Here is a 17,058-nt window from a genome sequence, read left to right on the forward strand (position 1 = left end):
ACTTAACAATTGAAACTATTTTCATGATATTTAAATAAATTCTCTATAATCGTGTAATATTCATGCATAATGAGCTAAAGATTACTGACATGCAAACTCTAGAATCAAATAAAAAAACTATTGAAGAATCGACTAATTCGATTTCTTTAGATTTGCCCGACTTCACTACAGATTCTTATAAGGATGCATACAGCAGAATAAATGCAATTGTTATTGAGGGAGAGCAAGAGGCTCATGATAATTACATTTCAATAGCAACTTTAATTCCAAATGAGTTAGAGGAGTTAACTAAATTGGCGAGAATGGAAATGAAGCATAAAAAAGGCTTTACTGCATGTGGAAGAAATTTAGATGTAGTAGCTGATATGGAATTTGCAAAAAAATTCTTTTCTAAATTGCATGGTAATTTTCAAGTTGCTCTTAAAAAAGGAAATGTAACAACATGTCTTTTAATACAAGCTATATTAATTGAAGCATTTGCAATTTCTGCTTATAACGTCTACATAAGAGTTGCGGATCCTTTTGCAAAAAAAATAACAGAGGGAGTAGTTAAAGATGAATATCTCCATTTAAATTATGGTCAACAGTGGCTTAAAGAGAATTTATCTACTTGTAAAGATGAATTAATGGAAGCAAATAAGGTTAATCTTCCCTTAATCAAAAAGATGTTAGATGAAGTAGCAGATGACGCTTCAGTTTTAGCTATGGACAGAGAAGAATTAATGGAAGAATTTATGATTGCTTATCAAGATACATTGATGGAAATAGGTTTAGATAATAGAGAAATTGCAAGAATGGCTATGGCAGCTATCGTCTAATTACCTTTCAAATTAATTAAGGATTTTAATAATTAATCAATACTATTTAAGTAGTTACCTCTGTGCTATTGTTCATAACATCGTATAGAAACCATTTATAAATTTTAAATGTTTGGGTTAATAGGCCACTCAACCAGTTTTGAAGATGCAAAAAGAAAGGCTTCGATGCTAGGATTCGATCATATTGCTGATGGAGACTTGGATGTTTGGTGTACTGCTCCTCCTCAGCTTGTTGAAAATGTAGAAGTAAAGAGTGCTACTGGAATATCTATCGAAGGTTCTTATATAGATTCGTGCTTTGTTCCTGAAATGCTTTCTAGGTTTAAAACCGCCAGAAGAAAAGTTCTCAATGCTATGGAACTAGCTCAGAAAAAAGGGATTAACATTACCGCTTTAGGAGGATTTACTTCTATTATTTTCGAGAATTTTAATCTTCTTCAGCATAAACAAATTAGAAATACATCATTAGAGTGGGAAAGGTTTACTACTGGAAATACTCATACCGCCTGGGTTATTTGTAAGCAACTAGAGATAAATGCGCCTCGCATTGGGATTGACCTCAAAAAAGCAACTGTTGCTGTAATTGGTGCTACAGGTGATATTGGTAGTGCTGTTTGTAGGTGGCTTATCAATAAAACTGGGATTTCAGAACTTCTTATGGTAGCAAGACAACAAGAACCACTAGCTTTGTTACAAAAAGAATTAGATGGTGGCACCATAACAAGTTTAGATGAGGCATTGCCTCAGGCTGATATTGTTGTGTGGGTTGCAAGTATGCCTAAAACCATTGAGATTGACACTGATAATTTAAAAAAACCATGTTTAATGATTGATGGTGGATATCCCAAAAATCTTGATGAGAAATTTCAGGGTGAAAATATTTATGTTTTAAAAGGAGGGATAGTAGAGTTTTTCAATAATATTGGTTGGAATATGATGGAACTTGCGGAAATGCAAAACCCTCAGCGAGAAATGTTTGCTTGCTTTGCAGAAGCTATGATTTTAGAATTTGAAAAGTGTCATACAAACTTCAGTTGGGGAAGAAATAACATTTCCCTTGAAAAGATGGAATTTATTGGAGCAGCTTCTTTAAAGCATGGTTTTTCAGCAATTGGACTTGATAAACAGCCTAAAGTATTAACTGTCTAAAATTATGGCTAAACGTTACCTCCTCGATTTTGAAAAGCCTCTTGTTGAACTTGAGAAGCAGATAGAGCAAATTAAAGAACTAGCTCGAGATTCGGAGGTAGATGTTAGTCAACAGCTTCTACAGCTTGAAACCCTAGCGGCTAGAAGAAGAGAAGAAATCTTTAAATCTCTCACACCTGCTCAAAAGATTCAGGTAGCTAGACATCCTCAAAGGCCAAGTACTTTGGACTTTGTTCAAATGTTTTGTGATGATTGGATCGAATTACATGGAGACAGAAATGGTGGCGATGATATGGCACTAATTGGGGGGATAGGTTCGATAAATAATAGACCAGTATTGATGTTAGGACATCAGAAAGGAAGGGACACAAAAGAAAATGTAGTAAGAAACTTTGGGATGGCAAAACCAGGAGGTTACAGAAAAGCTCTTAGATTAATGCAGCATGCTAATAGATTCTCTTTGCCAATTCTTACATTTATTGATACTCCTGGAGCCTATGCTGGTTTAAAAGCTGAAGAACATGGTCAAGGGGAAGCGATTGCAAGAAACCTTCGAGAGATGTTTGGATTGAAAGTCCCAATTGTGGCTACTGTCATTGGAGAAGGAGGTTCAGGAGGCGCACTTGGAATAGGTGTTGCAGATAGGTTACTAATGTTCGAACACAGTGTTTACACAGTTGCTAGTCCTGAAGCATGTGCATCAATTTTGTGGAGAGATGCTGCGAAGGCACCAGAAGCTGCATCAGCACTTAAAATTACAGGTAAAGACTTACTCAAATTGGGGATTATAGATGAGGTATTACCAGAACCTTCTGGTGGGAATAATTGGGCTCCTTTAGATGCTGGCAACACACTAAAAGAGGCTATTGAGAAACACCTTAACGCTTTACTGAAAATGCCTGAAGACGAATTAATTGAGGAAAGATACAAAAAGTTTAGGGTTTTAGGTAAATTTATCGAAGCAAATAATATTGAAGAGATTTATAGTGAAATCCCCCAAAAAACTGAATAAATTGAAACTAGCTTTTATAACGGGTGCTACGAAAGGTATTGGTAAATCTACCGCAATTACTTTTGCTAATGCTGGCTGGGATTTAATTTTACTTTCCAGGAATATGGATTTAATGGAGAAACTAAAGAGCGAACTATTGAATACTAAATCAAAAATTAACCTAATTAAATGTGATTTATCTAATTCTCTAGAAATAGAGCATTGTGTTAAAGAAGCAATTGAGAAATATGGGTGCCCTTCAGTTTTGATAAATAATGCCGGTTGCGCATTTAATAGCCCTTTAGTTGAAATGGATTTAGGTCAATGGGAAAAAACTATTCAAATAAACCTCACAAGTGTTTTTCAAATTTGCAGCGCAATAATCCCTCAAATGAGAAAGAATGGTGGTTTAGTGATTAATGTTAGTAGTCATGCCTCATATAATGCATTCCCCCAATGGGGAGCTTATTGTATTTCAAAATCTGCATTAGCGATGTTTACTAAATGCCTGAGGGAAGAGGAGAGATCTAATTCAATAAGAGCTTGCACAATAACTTTAGGTTCAGTAAATACTCCTCTTTGGGACTCGGAATCTATCAATGCTGATTTTGATAGAACTTCTATGCTCTCCTCAAGCGAAGTATCAGATACTATTCTCTATATGGCTCAACAACCTGAGTCACAACTGATTGAAGACTTAACTTTAATGCCCTCTGGTGGAGCCTTTTAAACATTCTGTTTATTTGCTTAATCTTAAAATAGTGATTTTTTTTAGTGCTATTTCAACCCGATTGAACAAGAGAATGTGATATAGTATATGAGCAATTAAGCTTTGGAAGATACAGTAAATTAAGTTGCATACAATTTTCTGTTTAAAATTTTATGACCTCTACATTACCCAACGATAATATTAGAAACTTTGACGACCAGATTACTAATAAACTAATTTCTGAAATTATAAGAGACAGAATTAAGAATTCTGGGAAAAGATTCAGTGCCAATGATAATATTTCTGACTTTATAAATCCGGGTGAATTAGAAATTTTAGAAAAAGAAGTAGCCTCAAGAGTCAAAGACTTACTTAAGTCCCTCGTAATTGATGTCGAAAATGATCATAATACTCAAGAAACTGCTGAAAGAGTTTCAAAAATGTATTTAAATGAAGTTTTTAAAGGTAGATATCATGAACAACCTAAAGTTACAAGTTTCCCAAATGACAAAAATCTTGATGAAATTTATACAGTTGGCCCAATTTCTGTCAGATCTGCATGCTCACATCACTTAGTTCCAATTCTAGGAGAGTGTTGGATAGGTATTAAACCCGGGAATAAAGTCATAGGACTTTCAAAATTTGCTAGAGTTGCCGATTGGGTTTTCTCAAGACCTCATATTCAGGAAGAAGCTGTAATGATCCTTGCAGATGAAATTGAAAAACTATGTGAGCCTAAAGGTTTAGGCATTATTGTAAAAGCCCAACATTATTGTATGAAGTGGAGGGGAGTCAAAGAACCAAATACAAGCATGATTAATTCTGTTGTTAGAGGCGATTTTAGACACGATTTAAGTTTAAAACAAGAATTTTTTGAGCTTGTAAAACAACAGTCCGCTACTAATAATTATTAAATTCCTTTTAAAAACTTAAAAATATTTTCTGTTTTTTTAATATCTTTATAACCGGGGGATATTTCAATACTGCTTGAAATATCTAGTCCATCTGGTTTGATTTCAGTAAGGATTTCATCAATCCATTCAATTGATATTCCACCTGCTAACCACCATGGTTTGTTGAATTGCAGATTCTTTAGATAAATAGAATTTATTTTTTTCCCTGAACCTCCATAAGTTTCTTTATTCCAAGAATCAAGTAGTATCGCATCTATAAAATCTTCAAAAGGTTTTATTTTATCTATGTCCTCTTCCGTTTTTATTCTGAAAGCCTTCCATAGGCCTATATTTGGAATGTATTTCCTTATTTTTTTGCAATAATCAATATCTTCATCTCCATGTAATTGAATGATAGTTTCGCTTGGTTTGCCTAAGAAGTTTTTGATAATTAAATCTATCGGACAATTTTGCACAACAGTTACTCTATCGATTTTTGGATAAAAATTTTCTAGGGTTTTAAATATTTTTTTCTTAATTTCAGCTGATACATACCTTGGAGATTCTTCAACCGAAATAATGCCAATAGCATTCGCTCCTAATTTGGCGACTTGAAGAGCTTGTTCTTCAGAAGTTAGTCCACAAATTTTAACTAAAGGATTAGTCTTGGGCATATCATTATCCTGCATGTAAGATTAATATTATTGCTAAATATAGCGGAGATTATTTTTGAGAAGTTGGCAAATTTTTAAAATATGGGGAATTCCCTTTAAAGTTCATCCCTATTGGTTTGTTATTCTCTTTTTATTCTCATGGAGTATAAGTAATCAGATCAATTTATCTTCTAGCGATATCTACAATAATAAAGAAGCTTGGATAATAGGGTTTTTAACTTCTTTTTTCTTATTATCTTCAATTATTTTTCATGAGGTTTTTCATACTTTTGTTTCACTCAATCAGGGTGTAAAAATAAAAAAAATCACTTTTTATTTTTTAGGAGCAATTTTACAAATAGATAAGTATTGTCAAACTGCTTTAGGTAATATAAAAATTGCAATTGTTAGACCTCTTTTATGTTTCGCTACAGCATCTATTCTACTTTTAATTAGTAATAACAGTGCATCTCAAGAACAAATAGCAGTTAATGTAATTTCAAGAGTAGGTATATTTAATTTATTCTTAGGCTTCTTAAATTTGATTCCAATTGGTTCTTTAGATGGAGGGAATTTATTAAAAAGCATCATTTGGCATTTCTCAGGGAGTAAAAATAAAGGAAGAAATTTCCTCAATAAAGTAAATTTATTATTATCTTTTTGTGTTTTATTTTTTGGGATAATTTGTTTATTTAGATTTAACTTTTACTTTGGTTTCATTCTTTCTTTTTTGGGCTTGTTTGGAGTTAATTCTTCAAAATCTGAAAGTCAATTTATAAAAATTGAAAACATACTTAAATTTAGTAAAGTTTCTGAGATCAAATTAAAGCCTTTGAGGAAAATCGAATACGATGCAAATTTCTCAGAATTTAATAAATTAATAAAAAATAAGAAGGATGCATCGGATAAATATTTTTTTGTTACGAATAATGGTAGATGGACCGGTTTTGTTGATGATAATATTTTAAAAGCTGTTTCCTTAAAAAAATGGGAACGGAACTTTGTTGGAGATTTTAAGAAACCAATCGATAGTTTCGAAAGTGTATCTTATAACGATAAATTATGGAGAACTATAGAAAGACTTGAAGAAACAAATGAAGGTTTTTTATTAGTTCTCAATGCTGCAGACATCCCTTTGGGGATTATTGATAGGTCAAAAATTGGAAATTTTGTATTGAATAAATTAGGTTTTAATTTGCCTTCAGATATTGTTAAAAAATTAAACTTTAAAAATAATTACCCCTTAGGAATTGAATTGCCGAGAATAATTACTTCAATGAAGCAGAAAGGAGATCTTTAATAATTCTTGACATTAAATTTTCTATTTTTATTATCTATGGCAATATTTCTGAAATTTATATTTGATTTATTTTTCAGGAATGAATTTCTCAAATGTTGAACTATTTCATCATTTGTTAGTTTTAGATTTAATTTTGGTGGAGCTTCTTCTTTGAATAATTTGAACCACAAATCTCTTGAAGGATTTGTTTGAATTTCTCCATGTTGAAGGAATGCACCTTTCTTACGAAATTGAGCACTACCTATTCTCTTAAACCCATTTTGATCAACTAAATCGGAAATTAATGAAGTCCCAAAACAATTTGTTCTAATGCTTGATTTTCGTAAATTACCATATTGTAAGTTTAGACCTAATTCTCTAAAACTTTTAATTAACCAATTATTAACCATTTCATAACTTAAGAATTTATAGTAAGTTTTTTTAAATGTTAATGCATATGTTATGCCTCCTGAATGAAGAACAGCACCCCCTCCAGATGGACGTCTAACAATATTAATTTCCCCATTTGACAATAAATTTTTCCAATGAAGAGGAATTTCCTTTTGGTGATAGCCAATTGAAAGCCAATCTCCAGTCCAATAGTAGAACCTCAATGTGAGAATTATTTCAGGATTCGAAATTGTCTGATCTAAAGAATTTAAATCTAAAGCCATTTGATCAAATCCAGGTAAATTATTTGTTGAAAAAATTAAAGCCTGATTTTCAATTCCCAAAATTAACTTTGTAGGTTTATTTATGATAATTTTCAATAAATTTTTTCTTTCAAATTGTTAATTACGTAACATCATTTTGTAATAGTGTTTCAAATCTTCTCTTTTAGGTGGAGAATATAGAAAATAATTTTTTTACCATGGAGCCAACTCAAACAATAAATCTTATTGCATTAAGCCTCATAGTTGTTATGCATGCAGGAGTTTTAGCACTAAGACTTGGAATTAGTTTAGGTAGGAACTAAAGTCTATTAGAAAATTTAAAATTTATAAGGTAATAATAAAGTAAGACTGAATTAATTTATTCAGTAAAATATCAACTACTTAATTTGTCAAATTCTTTTTATAAAAATAGTATTTTCTCCAAAAAATATTTAGGTTCTATATCTATAAAAAGACAACAGAAACAGGATAATTTTGTATTATTGATTTTTTTAATTATAAAAATTAGCTTTTCACTTTTAGCAATAATAAGCCTTATTAAGCTTGGCTATAGTTCTAAAGTAAGGCTGACCAGACTAAGGGAAATTGAAGACTCATTTTTATACGAAAAATATAGATTTAATACTTTAACAGATAAGTTTGATGATTTATTCTCTTCTAAAGGAGAGCAAAGATTTATGAAGGATCAGGATCAAATAATTTCTAGAGACATTATCAGGGTAATATGGCGTTGATAAGGATGATCTTGAATCATTCTTCTTTTCATTTTTCTATTAACTTTTTTGCTAGTGAGTAAGAACATTAAGGGTTTAGTCCTCATAACAGGAACAACTTCAGGAGTTGGATTAAATACTCTAAAACCTCTTTTAAGATTTGGGTGGGAGGTTATAGCTGTTAATCGATCAAATAAAAGAGCCATTAAAATAGCTGAGGAATCTTTGACAAAAGAGGAAGTTAAAAATGTTCACTTTATAGAAATAGATCTCTCTAACTTGGATGATGTGAGAAAAGGTTGCGATGAAATATTAGAAAGATTTAAAAAACCAATAAATTCTCTTATTTGTAATGCAGCAGTTTATAAACCAAGACTAAAGAGACCTGAAAGATCTCCTCAGGGGTTTGAGAACTCTATGGCAGTAAATCATTTTGGACATTTTCTTATGATTAATCTTCTTATGGAAAATATTTTATCTTCAGAAAGAGAAATTGTTTTAAATGGAAAATCTACTTTATTCAAGCCAAGAATTACAGTATTAGGTACTGTTACAGCTAATTATTCAGAACTTGGAGGAAGAATCCCCATCCCTGCCCCAGCTGATTTGGGAGATTTGTCAGGATTCAAAAATGGTTTTTTATCCCCTATAAGTATGGCGAATGGAAAGAAATTCAAACCTGGTAAGGCTTATAAAGATAGTAAACTTTGCAATATGGTAACCGTTCAGGAATTATCAAAAAGGTATCCTGCAGAAGAAATTATTGTAAATTCGTTATATCCTGGATGTGTCGCTGATACAAAACTTTTTAGAGATACGCCTTGGTTATTTAGGTTTCTTTTCCCTATATTTCAAAAATTCATAACGAGGGGATATGTGTCACAAAGATTGGCAGGAGAGAGAGTAGCTAAAGTAGCAACTTATAAAGAATTTGCTAAACCATCAGTCCATTGGAGCTGGGGAAATCGTCAAAAAACTGGCAGAAAAGCTTTTTCTCAAAAGTTGTCAAAAAGAATAATTGATGCAAATACCTCTAAAAAAACTTATGATCTTACAAAACTGTTGGTCGGATTAGATTAATTTAGATTAATCAAATCCTAATAAATCAAAAATTTCTCTATCTTTAAGTGGATTGCCTTCTAAAGGTTCCACCTTTTCAAGCATATTTTTAGCAAGAGATAAATATTCATTTTGAACTTCAATAACATCTTCAGTTGGTTCCATTTCAAAAATGGTGCATTTTTTTAGTCTTGATCTTCTAATGGCATCGACATCTTTGAAGTGGGCCATAGTTTTTAAACCTGTTCTTTCATTGAACTTATCAATTTGGTCTGTATCTTTTGATCTATTTGCTACTACCCCACCTAATCTGACTTTATAATTTTTTGCTTTTGCTTTAATTGCAGAGACTATTCTGTTCATAGCGAATATTGAATCGAAGTCATTAGCAGTAACAATAAGACAGTAATTTGCATGTTGTAATGGAGCTGCAAATCCCCCGCAAACGACGTCTCCAAGGACATCAAAAATAACAACGTCAGTATCTTCTAATAAGTGATGTTCTTTTAATAGTTTTACTGTCTGACCGGTTACATATCCCCCGCACCCTGTCCCAGCAGGAGGACCTCCACTTTCTACGCACATTACGCCATTAAAACCTTCAAACATGAAATCGGTTGGCCTCAGTTCTTCGCTATGAAAATCTACCTCTTCAAGAATATCGATAACTGTAGGAACCATTTTGTGTGTCAAAGTGAAAGTGCTATCGTGTTTCGGATCACATCCAATTTGTAGAACCTTTTTACCTAATTTTGAGAATGCCGCAGAAAGGTTTGATGATGTAGTCGATTTTCCGATGCCACCCTTCCCATATACGGCAATAACTAAAGCCCCTTCTTCAATATTTATTTTTGGATCTTGCTTTACTTGAACACTTCCTTCTCCATCAAGAGGTCTATTTATAGTACTTGTCATTTAAAGCTTAAAACACATTATTATTTATATTCTTGCAGCGCAAATACACATGAAATATGTTTCTAAACAAATATGTATTTAATTGTATTAAAAATGTGATATATGTTCTTATAACTGAATTTTCAGGATTAAATCTATTAGATTATGAGTGAAAATACTCATGACTTAATTATATTTTATTAGTAAAAACTAACTGAAATATGCTTTGGCATCATAAAGAGTTTCATCGCTTATCTCTGGGATTCCCCTCAAGATTGCGTATTTTTCAGTATTTGTTTTAACTTTACCTCTTACAAAAAATGGAACTTTTGTTAATTCAGCTCTACCAGATTCAGTCCAGATAATTTCCTCTTTACTATTTTTTTCTTTTTTCTCGTCAGAATTTAAAATGTTATTTTTGTTTGTCGCTGTATGCCCTAAATGGCTTTGATGACCATCAACAAACTCAAAGTCATGTTTGAACATATCAATAAGATGCTCTTCTAAGCCCATCATTAGGGGATGTACCCAGTCATCAAAAATCACATTTGCTCCTTCCCATCCCATTTGTGGGCTATATCTTGCAGGAACATCTTGAACATGCATTGGAGTACTAATTACTGAGCATGGAATGCCGAGTCTTTTTGCACTATGCCTTTCCATTTGGGTCCCTAAAACTAGTTCAGGGGCAGCCTTTTTCATGGCATCTTCCACTTCTAGATAATTGTTGGTTATCAAAGCTTCTACATTTAGATCTTTTGCAGTAGCTCTTACTTGCCTGGCCATCTCCCTGCTGTATGTTCCAAGACCCACTACTTCAAAACCCAATTCTTCTTTAGCAATTTTGGCTGCTGCAATTGCATGTGTTCCATCACCAAAAATAAAAACTCTTTTACCAGTTAGATAATTAGAGTCAACTGATTTTGAGTACCAAGGAAGTTTTGATTTATTTTCTAATTCTTCTTTATTCGTTAAAGGAAGATCTAATTTTTCATGAACTTCATTTATAAATTCAATTGTATTTTTTATTCCAATAGGAATAGTATTCGTATATTCCATTCCAAAGTTCCGTTTGAGCCACTCACATGAAGCTTCAGCAATTTCTTGATAAAGACAGATATTTATTTCAGCATCAATTAGTCTTTCAATATCATCAGGACTAGCACCTAGTGGAGCAACTACGTTTGTATCAATACCTTGTTCCGAAAGTATGCGTTGGATTTCGATTACATCATCTCTGCATCTAAATCCCAGTAATGAGGGGCCAAGTATATTAACTTTTGGTCTCCTACCTAATTCCTTCCACCTGAAGGGACTTATTTTATCTGAAAAACTTACTTTATCTTTTAAAAGGGTTCTTGTTAATTGATAAAAGGTTTCTGAGGCCCCCCAATTTTCTTTCTTGCTATAAGCAGGTAATTCAAGATTCACAATCGGCATATCAAACCCCATCCCTTTCGCAAGAGCTCCAGGTTGGTCTTGGATAAGTTCTGCTGTACAACTTTCTCCAACTAAAAGAGTTTTTGGTTTAAATCGTTCTACGGCTTCCTTAATATTTTTCTTAACTAATTCTGCAGTATCTCCTCCTAGATCTCTAGCCTGAAAAGTCGTATATGTAACTGGGGGCCTTTGCCCTCTTCTTTCAATCATTGTAAAAAGAAGATCTGCATATGTATCTCCTTGAGGGGCATGAAGCACATAATGTATATCTTTCATTGACGATGCAATTCTCATAGCACCAACATGTGGCGGTCCTTCATATGTCCATAGAGTTAATTCCATAGTTTTTTAATGCGTTACTAAAGTTTTTGAAGTTAGTATTTGATTCCTTTTTAAAGGTTTGGAAAAGAGACCAGCCAAATCTGCGGCTTGATCAATTCCGTGAATTGGACTGAATACCATTTCTATTGACCACTTAGTACTAATCCCCTCCGCCTCAAGAGGGTTAGCTAGACCCATTCCACAAACTACTAAGTCTGGATTAGAATTTCTCACCCGATCTAATTGTTTTTCTACATGTTGCCCTTCAACAATTTTTGTATTATCAGGTAATAAATTAATCTCTTCTTTCATTAAATCCTTATTTAGGTAAGGGGTGCCTACCTCTATGAGATCCATTTCGCATTCATTATGCAAAAATCTTGCTAAAGATATCTCTAGTTGCGATTCAGGAAGAAGAAACAATCTTTTCCCTTTAAGTATTTCTTTGTGAGATTCCAGAGCAAGTTTTGCTCTTTTTATTAAAGGCGAAATAATTTCATGAACTTTAAGTTCACCAATTTTGAAAGCTTTCGCTGCAGCTAAAAACCATTGAGTACTTCCTTCGATACCAAGAGGAAATGGAGCCGAAATTATATCACAACCACGATGTTTTAGATCTCGAACGGTATCACTTAAATAAGGCTGAGTTAATAAAACTTTTGTATTTTTGCCAATCTTTGGTAATTCTGTTGATTGACGAGGTGGGAAGCTTTCAATATTTGAAATTCCTAAATTTCTAAAAATCTTTTTAAACCTATCCTCTACATTATTTGCAAGAGTCCCAACTAATAATAATTTCTCCTCATTTGATGACTCCATTAATGGTATTAAAGCTTTTAAGGCGCCATCCTCTCCTTGGGTAAAAGTTGTTTCTATCCCACTGCCAGAGTAATTAACGAATCTCACTTGACCTAAAAATCTTTTATTTAATTTCTCTGCGACAGTGGCAAGATCTAATTTGATTACCTCACTTGGACAAGATCCAACTAGAAAAAGAGTTTTTATTTCTGGTCTTCTCTCAATAAGATCATTTACCACTCGATCTAATTCTTCATGAGCGTCAGCAAGACCAGCAAGATCTTTTTCTTCAAGAATAGCCGTCCCAAATCTTGGCTCAGCAAAAATCATAACTCCAGCAGCACTTTGAATTAAATGAGCACACGTCCTTGAGCCTACAACGAGAAAAAATGCATCCGGCATTCTTCTGTGGAGCCAAACTATTGAAGTTAACCCACAAAAAACTTCCCTAGGCCCCGTTTCCTTCTTAAATTCAACTTTACTCATTAAAAATTTTCGAGAGCTTATATTTCAAGCTTGCATAAACTTTTTAATTTAAGAAAGTAATTAATAAGTTCTCTTACAAAACGAACACATTTAAAAAACTTATATGAATGTTTAAATACTTAAATGGAAATTATGAAAAAAACTTTTGGTGCATATTTTAATTTCTGTAGAAGGAATTTCCTTGACTTGTTTTTGAAATCTTCCACACATTTCTAGCTATTTTCGTTGCTAATAATCCTGCTCTTTCCAACTTAGATTTTCCGGGCTTTGCCCCAATTAAAGCAGTCACTTCTGAAGTGGTTAAAGGGGCCCCAGTATTTATAGCTAATTGCGTTAACTCCAATCTATCTCTAAGGTTTTTAAGATTTACTTTTTCAATTTTATCTTCTTCTAACCAACTAAAAGATGGGTCTTTCTGAGATAGTTTTTGCATCAAGCTTAGGCTAACTAATCCGAGAGTTTGATCAGGAGTTAATTCTTTTTCAGTACCAGAAACATTTGGTTCTTTTTTTTGAGAAGTTCCCATAGAAATGCATATCTTTTACTTGAAGTTATCGTTTTGTTGAAAGCATGCAAGTAAATTTAATAGAAAAAATGAACCATTATCCGTTATAGTCTCGTGAATGGAACCAACTTCTAGTTTAAACAGAGGAGAACGAAAAAAAGGTAGTTCTCTTGTCACAGGATCTGAGGTGCAATCTCAGGCCAGTGGTGCAAGCTGTTTTATTACAACTGATTCAGAAAAGTCTTTGGTATCCAGACAAGCAAGTCAAGTTGAGCAGATTGAGTTGAGAACATATGTTTTTTTGGATTCTCTTCAACCTCAACTAGCTGCATATATGGGAACGGTTAGTAGAGGTTTTTTACCTATACCTGGAGATTCATGCCTTTGGATGGAAGTTTCACCTGGGATGGCAGTGCATAGAGTCACTGATATTGCCTTAAAAGCTAGTAATGTAAGACTTGGTCAGATGATTGTTGAAAGAGCATTTGGTTCTCTTGCTCTTTATCACAAAGATCAAAGTACTGTTTTACATTCTGGGGATGTTGTTCTAGATGCTATTGGAAGTGAAGTTAGAAAAAGAACCAAACCTTCAACAAGTTGGACAGAAGTTATTCGAGCTATTACTCCAGATCATGCCGTTTTAATAAATAGACAAAACAGAAGTGGATCAATGATTCAATCTGGAATGAGTATGTTTATATTAGAAACTGAACCGGCTGGGTATGTCTTAAAAGCAGCTAATGAAGCAGAAAAAGCATCAAATATCACTGTTGTAGATGTAAAGGCAGTTGGCGCTTTTGGTAGATTAACTTTAGCAGGGAAAGAAGGAGATGTAGAAGAAGCGGCAGCTGCTGCTATAAGAGCAATTGATGAAATTTCAAATTATTGAGAAATTTTTATTTAGACCTTTTTTTTAACTTAAACCTATCTCTTTTTTTAAAAAAGGTGACATAATTTTTGCAGCTTTACCTCTACTACCTAATTTATTTAGTTGTGATTGTGAGAGCTCACCGTAAACACAATTAGCTTCTTTAACCCAAAAAATAGATTCGAACTCCCCATTAGGATATTTGGGTTTCTTAAGAATTTCTCCCCAACATATTCCTGTTGTATCTTTAACTAAGTTTCCTGAGGGATCGCACAAAACCATACAACTTATAAATCTTGCACTCCTATAAGGACTATCAGAAAGTTCATTAATTAATTTTTTAATTTTCTCATCATTATTTTTGGCATATCGAGCAGAATAAATTCCTGGTCGACCATCTAAAACATCTACTTCAAGACCCGAGTCATCAGCTAATGCCCAAGTTTTTGTCTCTAGAGAAGCTGCCTTGGCTTTAAGTAGTGCATTCTCAAAATATGTTTTCCCAGTTTCTTCGACACTTAAATATTCTGGTTGCTTCTCAACCTTTAAAGACAAAACATCCAGCATCTCTGAAATTTCAGATACTTTTCTTTGATTGCCACTCGCAATAGTTAGAACTGGAAGGTTCAAAATAATATAAAAAAAATTTATTGTGAATATTATCTTACTTCAAAGCTTGATACGGAGACAGGAAAGGTTGAACATTCCACACCTGTGTAGACAGGGCCTGCCTCGTACGGAAATAACATAATGTAAATTTTTTCTTAACACAACAGTATGTTTTGATGCACTAACTAATTTCCATAAGTATTGACATATCAATAATACCAAGGGTGATAAGTTTAACTTATGAATGATAGAAAAAACATTAATGGAGATTTTGTCGAAAACGCTTGACTTATAAGTACTTAATGAAGCATTCTTCGAATTGAACATTCCACATTTAGTATTTAGTAGACAATGGCTACAGAAACAATGGGTATCGCTCTCGGCATGATCGAGACACGCGGACTTGTACCTGCAATCGAAGCAGCAGACGCAATGACAAAGGCAGCAGAAGTTCGCCTTATTGGTCGTGAATTCGTTGGTGGCGGTTATGTCACAGTATTAGTTAGAGGTGAAACAGGCGCAGTTAACGCAGCTGTAAGAGCTGGTGCTGATGCTTGTGAAAGAGTTGGTGACGGTTTAGTTGCAGCTCACATTATTGCTCGTCCTCATAGAGAAGTTGAACCTGCTCTAGGTAATGGTGAATTTCTTGGTCAAAAGGACTAATTAAATAAAGCAAGATTTATAAATTTTGCAAAATAATTATTTTCCCTACACAGACCTAAATTTATCCTTATGAGTAAGAAGTATGACGCAGGGGTAAAGGAGTACAGAGATACCTACTGGACTCCAGAATATGTACCCCTAGACACCGATTTACTAGCCTGTTTCAAATGTACAGGTCAAGAAGGTGTCCCAAGAGAAGAAGTTGCAGCAGCTGTTGCCGCTGAATCTTCAACAGGTACTTGGTCAACAGTTTGGTCCGAGTTACTTACAGACTTAGAATTTTATAAAGGACGTTGTTATCGAATCGAAGACGTCCCTGGAGATCCTGAAGCTTTCTATGCTTTTATTGCATATCCTTTAGATCTTTTTGAAGAAGGCTCAATTACAAACGTATTAACATCTCTTGTAGGAAACGTTTTTGGATTTAAAGCTCTAAGGCATCTACGTCTAGAAGATATTAGATTCCCAATTGCTTTCATTAAAACTTGCGGTGGTCCACCAAACGGAATCGTAGTTGAAAGAGATCGACTTAACAAATACGGAAGACCTCTACTTGGTTGTACCATCAAACCTAAATTAGGATTATCTGGTAAAAACTATGGTCGAGTTGTATATGAATGTCTTAGAGGCGGTCTTGATTTAACGAAGGATGATGAGAATATCAATTCTCAACCATTCCAACGTTGGAGAGAAAGATTTGAGTTTGTTGCAGAAGCAGTCAAGCTTGCTCAGCGAGAAACTGGAGAAGTTAAAGGTCACTACCTAAATTGTACTGCTAACACTCCTGAAGAACTCTATGAAAGAGCTGAATTTGCAAAAGAGCTAGATATGCCAATCATCATGCATGATTATATAACTGGTGGTTTTACTGCAAATACTGGATTAGCTAATTGGTGTCGTAAAAATGGCATGCTTCTGCATATTCATAGAGCTATGCATGCTGTTATCGATAGACATCCAAAGCATGGTATTCACTTCAGAGTTCTTGCAAAATGTTTGAGACTATCTGGAGGAGACCAACTACATACTGGAACCGTGGTTGGAAAACTAGAAGGTGATCGTCAAACAACTCTTGGTTATATTGACAACTTAAGAGAGTCATTTGTTCCTGAAGATAGATCAAGAGGAAACTTCTTTGATCAAGATTGGGGTTCAATGCCTGGAGTATTTGCAGTTGCATCAGGTGGTATCCATGTTTGGCATATGCCTGCACTTCTTGCGATCTTTGGGGATGATTCTTGTCTTCAGTTCGGTGGAGGAACACATGGTCATCCATGGGGTTCAGCTGCTGGAGCTGCAGCTAACAGAGTTGCTTTAGAAGCTTGTGTAAAAGCCCGTAATGCTGGTCGCGAAATCGAAAAAGAGAGTAGAGACATTCTTATGGAAGCTGCTAAGCATAGTCCTGAATTAGCTATTGCTCTAGAAACTTGGAAGGAAATTAAGTTCGAGTTTGACACTGTCGACAAGCTTGACGTTCAGGGTTAATTCAAGTTTCGAAATTGAGGAGATTAATTCTCCTCAAAATTATTAAAATCT

Annotated in this window: 19 protein-coding genes; 12 read left to right on the top strand and 7 right to left on the bottom strand. The window is 33.9% G+C overall.

What is annotated here, in order from left to right; translation table 11 throughout:
- Positions 1-89: 89 nt before the first annotated feature.
- From SIB45_RS05530 to folE, 5 genes are all read left to right on the top strand, one after another.
- Complete coding sequence (locus SIB45_RS05530) at positions 90-818, top strand: aldehyde oxygenase (deformylating) (protein ID WP_041484747.1); 729 nt, start codon at positions 90-92, stop codon at positions 816-818.
- Between the two features lie 108 nt (positions 819-926).
- Positions 927-1,967 carry a long-chain acyl-[acyl-carrier-protein] reductase gene (locus SIB45_RS05535; protein WP_413682110.1) on the top strand — a complete coding sequence of 347 codons (1,041 nt, stop codon included), beginning with the start codon at positions 927-929 and terminating at the stop codon, positions 1,965-1,967.
- 4 nt (positions 1,968-1,971) lie between these two features.
- Positions 1,972-2,979, top strand: a complete 1,008-nt coding sequence (locus SIB45_RS05540; protein WP_011862553.1) for an acetyl-CoA carboxylase carboxyltransferase subunit alpha — start codon at positions 1,972-1,974, stop codon at positions 2,977-2,979.
- Positions 2,954-3,688: an SDR family oxidoreductase gene (locus tag SIB45_RS05545; RefSeq protein ID WP_011862554.1), complete on the top strand. Its 735-nt coding sequence runs from the start codon at positions 2,954-2,956 to the stop codon at positions 3,686-3,688. Before SIB45_RS05540 ends, SIB45_RS05545 begins: the two co-directional genes overlap by 26 nt.
- Positions 3,689-3,840: 152 nt before the next feature.
- Positions 3,841-4,581, top strand: a complete 741-nt coding sequence (gene folE / locus SIB45_RS05550; protein WP_011862555.1) for a GTP cyclohydrolase I — start codon at positions 3,841-3,843, stop codon at positions 4,579-4,581.
- Here folE and SIB45_RS05555 read toward each other — a convergent pair.
- Positions 4,578-5,234: a phosphoribosylanthranilate isomerase gene (locus SIB45_RS05555; RefSeq protein WP_011862556.1), complete on the bottom strand. Its 657-nt coding sequence runs from the start codon at positions 5,232-5,234 to the stop codon at positions 4,578-4,580. The genes folE and SIB45_RS05555 overlap by 4 nt on opposite strands.
- Positions 5,235-5,289: 55 nt before the next feature.
- Between SIB45_RS05555 and SIB45_RS05560 the strand changes: the two genes are divergently transcribed.
- Positions 5,290-6,513, top strand: a complete 1,224-nt coding sequence (locus SIB45_RS05560) for a site-2 protease family protein (RefSeq protein WP_011862557.1) — start codon at positions 5,290-5,292, stop codon at positions 6,511-6,513.
- Here the strand turns inward: SIB45_RS05560 and SIB45_RS05565 are convergent.
- A complete protein-coding gene (locus SIB45_RS05565) occupies positions 6,510-7,262 on the bottom strand; it encodes a lipoyl protein ligase domain-containing protein (protein WP_011862558.1) in 753 nt (250 codons plus the stop codon). The genes SIB45_RS05560 and SIB45_RS05565 overlap by 4 nt on opposite strands.
- A gap of 101 nt (positions 7,263-7,363) precedes the next feature.
- Here SIB45_RS05565 and psaM point away from each other — a divergent pair, with 101 nt between their 5' ends.
- From psaM to SIB45_RS05580, 3 genes are all read left to right on the top strand, one after another.
- Complete coding sequence (psaM, locus tag SIB45_RS05570; RefSeq protein ID WP_025887817.1) at positions 7,364-7,468, top strand: photosystem I reaction center subunit XII; 105 nt, start codon at positions 7,364-7,366, stop codon at positions 7,466-7,468.
- A gap of 84 nt (positions 7,469-7,552) precedes the next feature.
- Positions 7,553-7,900, top strand: coding sequence for a hypothetical protein (locus tag SIB45_RS05575; protein ID WP_011862560.1), 348 nt, complete (start codon positions 7,553-7,555; stop codon positions 7,898-7,900).
- Positions 7,901-7,954: 54 nt separating this feature from the next.
- Positions 7,955-8,959, top strand: coding sequence for an SDR family NAD(P)-dependent oxidoreductase (locus SIB45_RS05580; RefSeq protein WP_011862561.1), 1,005 nt, complete (start codon positions 7,955-7,957; stop codon positions 8,957-8,959).
- Between the two features lie 6 nt (positions 8,960-8,965).
- Here SIB45_RS05580 and bchL read toward each other — a convergent pair whose 3' ends face one another.
- The 4 genes from bchL to SIB45_RS05600 all read right to left on the bottom strand — a co-directional run bounded on the left by bchL (position 8,966) and on the right by SIB45_RS05600 (position 13,403).
- Positions 8,966-9,853: a ferredoxin:protochlorophyllide reductase (ATP-dependent) iron-sulfur ATP-binding protein gene (gene bchL / locus SIB45_RS05585; protein ID WP_011862562.1), complete on the bottom strand. Its 888-nt coding sequence runs from the start codon at positions 9,851-9,853 to the stop codon at positions 8,966-8,968.
- A 189-nt stretch (positions 9,854-10,042) separates the two neighbouring features.
- Positions 10,043-11,614: a ferredoxin:protochlorophyllide reductase (ATP-dependent) subunit B gene (locus SIB45_RS05590; RefSeq protein WP_011862563.1), complete on the bottom strand. Its 1,572-nt coding sequence runs from the start codon at positions 11,612-11,614 to the stop codon at positions 10,043-10,045.
- A gap of 6 nt (positions 11,615-11,620) precedes the next feature.
- The gene (locus SIB45_RS05595; protein WP_011862564.1) at positions 11,621-12,877 is read right to left on the bottom strand and encodes a ferredoxin:protochlorophyllide reductase (ATP-dependent) subunit N; all 1,257 of its coding nucleotides are present in this window, start codon (positions 12,875-12,877) and stop codon (positions 11,621-11,623) included.
- Between the two features lie 157 nt (positions 12,878-13,034).
- A complete protein-coding gene (locus SIB45_RS05600) occupies positions 13,035-13,403 on the bottom strand; it encodes a hypothetical protein (RefSeq protein ID WP_011862565.1) in 369 nt (122 codons plus the stop codon).
- Positions 13,404-13,500: 97 nt separating this feature from the next.
- Between SIB45_RS05600 and SIB45_RS05605 the strand changes: the two genes are divergently transcribed.
- Entirely contained in the window at positions 13,501-14,271 is a 771-nt protein-coding gene (locus SIB45_RS05605) for a hypothetical protein (protein WP_011818055.1), read from the top strand.
- A gap of 24 nt (positions 14,272-14,295) precedes the next feature.
- Here the strand turns inward: SIB45_RS05605 and rdgB are convergent, their stop codons facing one another.
- A complete protein-coding gene (rdgB, locus tag SIB45_RS05610; RefSeq protein ID WP_011862566.1) occupies positions 14,296-14,880 on the bottom strand; it encodes an RdgB/HAM1 family non-canonical purine NTP pyrophosphatase in 585 nt (194 codons plus the stop codon).
- A gap of 330 nt (positions 14,881-15,210) precedes the next feature.
- On the opposite strand from rdgB, the gene SIB45_RS05615 reads away from it, so the two are divergent.
- Together SIB45_RS05615 and SIB45_RS05620 are read left to right on the top strand one after the other, a co-directional pair.
- Positions 15,211-15,522, top strand: a complete 312-nt coding sequence (locus tag SIB45_RS05615) for a BMC domain-containing protein (protein WP_002807869.1) — start codon at positions 15,211-15,213, stop codon at positions 15,520-15,522.
- 69 nt (positions 15,523-15,591) lie between these two features.
- Positions 15,592-17,007, top strand: coding sequence for a form I ribulose bisphosphate carboxylase large subunit (locus SIB45_RS05620; protein ID WP_011862567.1), 1,416 nt, complete (start codon positions 15,592-15,594; stop codon positions 17,005-17,007).
- Positions 17,008-17,058 lie beyond the last annotated feature (51 nt).

The sequence above is a fragment of the Prochlorococcus sp. MIT 1304 genome (assembly GCF_047305015.1).
GTDB lineage: Bacteria > Cyanobacteriota > Cyanobacteriia > PCC-6307 > Cyanobiaceae > Prochlorococcus_A > Prochlorococcus_A marinus_E.